6 protein-coding genes are annotated in these 5,855 nt (G+C 75.5%); 4 read left to right on the forward strand and 2 right to left on the reverse strand.

Annotation, left to right across the window (positions count from 1 at the left end):
• Nucleotides 1-125: 125 nt before the first annotated feature.
• Together G6556_RS16595 and G6556_RS16600 are read right to left on the reverse strand one after the other, a co-directional pair.
• Nucleotides 126-404 carry an HPr family phosphocarrier protein gene (locus tag G6556_RS16595; protein WP_166943907.1) on the reverse strand — a complete coding sequence of 93 codons (279 nt, stop codon included), beginning with the start codon at nucleotides 402-404 and terminating at the stop codon, nucleotides 126-128.
• 201 nt (nucleotides 405-605) lie between these two features.
• Nucleotides 606-1,043 (reverse strand): VOC family protein, encoded by a 438-nt coding sequence (locus G6556_RS16600; RefSeq protein WP_166943909.1) that lies wholly within the window; start codon nucleotides 1,041-1,043, stop codon nucleotides 606-608.
• Between the two features lie 186 nt (nucleotides 1,044-1,229).
• Between G6556_RS16600 and glmU the strand changes: the two genes are divergently transcribed.
• The 4 genes from glmU (at nucleotide 1,230) to pth (ending at nucleotide 5,548) form a co-directional block, all read left to right on the forward strand.
• A complete protein-coding gene (glmU, locus tag G6556_RS16605) occupies nucleotides 1,230-2,897 on the forward strand; it encodes a bifunctional UDP-N-acetylglucosamine diphosphorylase/glucosamine-1-phosphate N-acetyltransferase GlmU (protein ID WP_166943911.1) in 1,668 nt (555 codons plus the stop codon).
• Entirely contained in the window at nucleotides 2,894-3,877 is a 984-nt protein-coding gene (locus G6556_RS16610) for a ribose-phosphate diphosphokinase (RefSeq protein WP_166943913.1), read from the forward strand. The genes glmU and G6556_RS16610 overlap by 4 nt, the downstream gene beginning before the upstream one ends.
• A gap of 344 nt (nucleotides 3,878-4,221) precedes the next feature.
• Nucleotides 4,222-4,824, forward strand: coding sequence for a 50S ribosomal protein L25/general stress protein Ctc (locus G6556_RS16615; protein WP_166943915.1), 603 nt, complete (start codon nucleotides 4,222-4,224; stop codon nucleotides 4,822-4,824).
• A 106-nt stretch (nucleotides 4,825-4,930) separates the two neighbouring features.
• Nucleotides 4,931-5,548: an aminoacyl-tRNA hydrolase gene (gene pth, locus G6556_RS16620; protein ID WP_166943917.1), complete on the forward strand. Its 618-nt coding sequence runs from the start codon at nucleotides 4,931-4,933 to the stop codon at nucleotides 5,546-5,548.
• Nucleotides 5,549-5,855 lie beyond the last annotated feature (307 nt).

The following is a 5,855-nucleotide window of genomic DNA, read 5'->3' on the forward strand; positions in this document are numbered from 1 at the left end:
GGCGGGGACCGCGGGCGGCGCGGCGACCAGGGCGACGGGGGCCAGCGCGACGCCGCGCCCCACGCCGATCCCGGCGAGCACGGTGCCGGCGGCGGGCGCGCCGGCCGGGGAGGTGTCGACGGTGGTCACGCCTGCTCCACCAGGTCCAGGTCGCTCTCCAGGAGGGCGGCCAGCTCGTCCAGCAGCGCCTCGGCGTCGTCGGAGGTGGAGCTCAGCTCGATCTCCTCGCCGTGCTGCAGGCGCAGGCCCATCACCGACAGGATGCTCGACGCGTCCACGCCGGCCTCGCCCTCGCGGCCGATCAGGACGGGGTGGCCGCCCTCGGCGGCCTTGCGCGTCACCAGCGACGCCGGGCGGGCGTGCAGGCCGGTGGCGGTGGCGACTCGTGCTCGACGTCGAGGCATGGGGACTTCCCTTCTCGTCGCACCGCCCGGCGTCGGACGGCGCACCAGGGCAACAAAAAAGACCTGAGGCGTCCGACGCTCGCCGGTGCCTCAGGTCTTGCCTGAACCGCTCAGTAACAACCCTGGTGCCGTCAGTTGTACGGGTGCGGCGGGCGCGACGTCAAACGCCCCGGCCGCCGCACCCGCCGCCGGCCGTCGCGGTCACCCCACGAACAGGCAGAACGGGTGCCCCGCCGGGTCGGCGAGCACGTACAGCGGCTCGTCGGGGTCGTCGCGCCGGTCGAGGAGCAGCCGCGCCCCGAGCGCCTCGGCCCGGGCCCGCTGGGCGTCCAGCGCCGCCCCGTCCGGCAGGACCATGTCGAGGTGCAGCTGCTGCGGCACGGCGGGCTCCGGCCAGGTCGGCGGGGTGATCTCCGGCACCTTCTGGAACGCCAGCGGCCACATGCCGTCGCCGCGCAGGACCAGCCAGTCGTCGCCGTTCGGGTCCGGCTCGCCGGGGGCCGGCGGCTCGTCGCCCGGGCGGTACGTCATGCCCAGCAGCTCGCGGTAGAACTCCGCGAGCCCCCGGGGATCGGTGGTGTCCAGCACGGTCTGCACGACCCGGGGCCGTACGGCGCCGGGAGCGGTCGCGTCCGTCATGGCGGCTCTCCTCGCGGTGACCGGCGGGCGCCCGGCCGGCGCCCGCGCCGCCCTCATCATGGAGCCCGTGGGCCGGACCCGCGACGGCGGGCTCCCCGGCGGCGGTAGAGTGCGTCAGCGCACGACGTCCCCGCCCGGCTCGCCCCTTGGGCGCGCGGGCAGACCTCTCACAGGGAGCACCCACAGGTGACCACCCCCCGCCCCGCCGCGGTCATCGTCCTCGCCGCAGGCGAGGGCACGCGGATGCGATCCGCCACCCCCAAGGTCCTGCACACCCTCGCCGGCCGCTCCATGCTCGGGCACGCGCTCGCGGCCGCGCAGGCCCTCGAGCCGCGCCGCACCGCGGTCGTCGTCCGGCACGAGCGGGAGGCCGTCGCGGCCCACGCCCGCGAGCTGCTGCCGCAGGTGCTGGTCGCCGACCAGGACGAGATCCCCGGCACCGGCCGCGCCGTGCAGTGCGCGCTGTCCGTGCTCGACGCCGCGGCGCAGGCCGAGGCGGCGTCCGCCGGCGACGGCCCGGGCGAGCCCGGCAGCGCCTCGGGCGTGCTGGTCGAGGGCCCGGTCGTCGTGCTCGCGGGCGACATCCCGCTGCTCGACGGCGAGACGCTGGGCGAGCTGCTCGCCGCGCACGCCGCCGACGGCAACGCGGTGACCGTGCTGACGACCGAGGTCGCCGACCCGACCGGCTACGGCCGCATCCTGCGCGCCGGCCCGGACGCCCCCGACGCCGGCGACGTGCTCGGCATCGTCGAGGAGAAGGACGCCACCGACGCCCAGCGCGCGGTCACCGAGATCAACTCCTCGGTCTACGTCTTCGACGCCGCCGTGCTGCGCGGCGCGTTCGGCCGGCTCGGCCGCGACAACGCGCAGGGCGAGGTCTACCTGACCGACGTGCTGGCGATCGCCCGCGGCGACGGCGGCCGGGTGCGCGCGCTGCGCACCGACGACCCGGTGCTGGTCGAGGGCGTGAACGACCGCGCCCAGCTCGCGGTGCTCCGCGCCGAGCTCAACCGCCGGATCCTCGACGGCTGGATGCGCGCCGGCGTCACCGTCGTCGACCCGGCGACCACCTGGGTCGACGTGGACGTCGAGCTCGCGCAGGACGTGACGCTGCTGCCCGGCACCCAGCTGCTCGGCGCCACGTCGGTCGCGACCGGCGCCACCGTCGGGCCGGACACCACGCTGCAGGACGTCGAGGTGCACGCCCGCGCCACGGTGATCCGCACCCACGGCTCGCTGGCGGTCGTCGGCGAGGACGCCACGGTCGGCCCGTTCGCGTACCTGCGCCCCGGCACGGTGCTGGGCGAGCGCGGCAAGATCGGCACGTTCGTCGAGACCAAGAACGCCGAGATCGGCGCGGGCTCGAAGGTGCCGCACCTGTCCTACGTCGGCGACGCGACCATCGGCGTCGAGACGAACATCGGCGCGGCCAGCGTGTTCGTCAACTACGACGGCGTGCGCAAGCACCGCACCACGATCGGCTCCTACGCCCGCACCGGCTCGGACAACATGTTCGTCGCCCCGGTCGAGGTCGGCGACGGCGCGTACACCGGCGCCGGCAGCGTGATCCGCCACGACGTGCCCGCGGGCGCCCTGGCCGTCAGCGCCGGCGCGCAGCGCAACATCGAGGGCTGGGTCGCGCGGTCCCGCCCGGGCACGCCGGCCGCCGAGGCCGCCGCACGTGCCCGCGGCGACGACGCCGAGCTGTCCCCCCAGGCGCGCGCCGAGCGCGAGCGCGCCGGCCAGGCCGGTGGTGCCGACACCGGCGTGCACCGCACGCCACCCCCGACCCTGCCGGACCACCCGGCCCCGCTGCCCGACGCCCAGCCCAGCACGGAGGACACCGCACGATGACCGGGATCGTCTCGCAGGACGGTGAGAAGCGGCTCGTCCTGGTCTCGGGCCGCGCCCACCCCGAGCTCGCCGCCGCCGTGGCCAAGAGCCTCGACATCGACCTCCTGCCCACCACGGCGTACGACTTCGCGAACGGCGAGATCTACGTGCGGTTCGCCGAGTCGGTGCGCGGCGCGGACGTGTTCGTGCTGCAGAGCCACGCGGCGCCCATCAACCAGTGGCTGATGGAGCAGTTCCTCATGGTCGACGCGCTCAAGCGCGCCTCGGCCAAGACGATCACCGTGATCGCCCCGTTCTACGGCTACGCCCGGCAGGACAAGAAGCACCGCGGCCGCGAGCCCATCTCGGCGCGCCTCATGGCGGACCTGTTCAAGACCGCCGGCGCCGACCGGCTGATGAGCGTCGACCTGCACGCGGCGCAGATCCAGGGCTTCTTCGACGGCCCGGTGGACCACCTGTGGGCCATGCCGATCCTCACCGACTACGTGCGGACCCGCGTGGACGTGCAGAACGTCACCGTCGTGTCCCCGGACGCCGGCCGCATCCGCGTCGCGGAGCTGTGGGCGCAGAAGCTCGGCGGCGGCCCGCTGGCGTTCGTGCACAAGTCGCGCGACATCCGGCAGCCGAACAAGACCGTCGCCAACCGCGTCGTCGGCGACGTCGAGGGCCGCACCTGCGTCCTGGTCGACGACCTCATCGACACGGCCGGCACCATCGCCGGCGCGATCCGCGTCCTGCACGAGGCCGGCGCCAAGGACGTCATCGTCGCGGCCACCCACGGCGTGCTGTCCGACCCGGCGATCGACCGCCTGCAGCAGTCCGGGGCCCGCGAGGTCATCATCACGGACACCCTGCCGATCCCCGAGGAGCGCCGGTTCGAGGGGCTGACGGTGCTGTCGATCGCGCCGCTCATCGCCCGCGCCATCCGCGAGGTGTTCGACGACGGCTCGGTGACCAGCCTGTTCGACGGCCAGTCCTGACCCGAGCCGCGCGGCGCCCGCCGCCCGCGCGTCGCACCGAGGCCCGCTCGCCCCGCACCCGGGGGAGCGGGCCTCGGCGCGTCCGGCGCGGGGCCGCGGCGGGTGGCGCGTGCGCGGCCGGTGCGGACCCGGTGAGTGGTCCTGGTCCCGGTTTCGTGCGGGCCGCGCGCCCGGGTAAGATCGTCCAGTTGCCTCGGCGAGGGATGTCGGACGGTCACCGGAGAGACCCGGGTCCATCCGGTCCGTGATCGACAGGGTGGAACGCCTCCGCGTGCCCGTCCAGCGCCCCGCGTCGAGGCCACCACCGCTCGCCATCGCCCGTTCTCAGCGCCCCAGGAGTCACCGTGTCCGAGATCAAGCTCGCCGCCACCGCCCGCACCGAGTTCGGCAAGGGCGCCGCGCGCCGCCTGCGCCGCGCCCACCAGATCCCCGCCGTCCTCTACGGGCACGGCACCGAGCCGGTCCACGTCGCCCTGCCGGGCCACGAGACCATGCTCGCGGTCAAGGGCGCCGCGAACGCGCTGTTCGAGATCCAGCTCGACGGCAAGCCGGTCCTGGCGCTCGCCAAGGACGTCCAGCGCGACCCGGTCAAGAACGTCATCGAGCACGTCGACCTGCTGATCGTCCGCCGCGGCGAGAAGGTCCAGGTCGAGGTCCCCGTGACCGTCGTGGGCGAGTCGGCCCCCGGCACCATCCACATCGTCGAGACCCAGACGCTGACCCTCGAGGCCGAGGCCACGCACCTGCCCGCGCACGTCGAGGTCTCCATCGAGGGCCTCGAGGCCGGCACCGCGCTCACCGCCGGCGAGCTGACCCTGCCGAAGGGCTCCGTGCTCGAGGGTGACGCCGAGCAGATCGTCGTGACCGTCACGGTCCCGACCGTCTCCGCCGAGGACCTCGCCGCCGACGAGGCCGAGGCCGAGGCCGCCGAGGCCGCTGCGGAGTGACCCACCCGGCGCGCCCGCTGCGCGCCGACCGCGTCGGGACGCCCGGTACCGTGACGGTGCCGGGCGTCCGGCGCATCCGCTGGACGACGGAGGGAGTGGCGCCGCGATGAGCGACACCTGGCTGGTGGTCGGGCTCGGCAACCCCGGGCCGCAGTACGCCGGGAACCGGCACAACGTCGGGCAGATGGTGCTCGACGAGCTCGCGCGACGCGGGCAGGCGTCCTTCGGGTCGAAGGGCGGCGTGCTGTCCCGGCGCCCGCAGGCGGCGACGGCCGAGGTGCGGATCGGCACCCTGCCCGGCGGCGCCCCCGGACCGCGCGCGGTGCTGGCGAAGCCGACCACGTACATGAACACGTCCGGCGGCCCCGTCGCCGCCCTCGCCCGGTACTACGACGTGCCGCCCGAGCGCGTGATCATGGTGCACGACGAGCTCGACATCCCGTTCGGCGAGATCAAGCTCAAGATCGGCGGCGGCGAGGGCGGCCACAACGGCCTGCGCGACACCACCAAGGCGCTCGGCACCAAGGACTACCTCCGGGTGCGCGTCGGCATCGGCCGGCCCCCGGGCCGGATGGACGCGGCCGACTTCGTGCTGCGCGACTTCGCCAAGCCCGAGCTCAAGGAGCTGCCCCTGCTGCTCGACGACGCCGCCGACGCCGTCGAGCTGCTGGTCACCGAGGGCCTGGAGCGCGCGCAGCTCCGGTTCCACACCCGCACCGCGTAGCGCCCTGCGGCGCCCGCGCCGCTGCGCCGCGCCGTCGCCACCGAGGCCGTCACCCCACCGGGGTGGCGGCCTCGCGTGCGTCCGCGACCGGGTCCGCGTCCGCGGCCGGGCAGGGCGGGGCGTCCGGCCGCCCCGACGCCGAGCGCACATCGTGCACGTCGAGTGCCTATCCGCCGGATGGGCACTCGACGCGTCGCGTAGGCACTCGGCGATCGGCGCGGGGTGCGGGTGCCGGCACGGACACCGAGTGCCGGGTGCGGGCGCGAACACCGGGTGCCGGGTGCGGGTGGCGGGCGCGGGTCGGCGC

The organism is Cellulomonas sp. IC4_254, from assembly GCF_011603975.1.
In the GTDB taxonomy this organism is placed as follows: Bacteria; Actinomycetota; Actinomycetes; order Actinomycetales; family Cellulomonadaceae; genus Cellulomonas.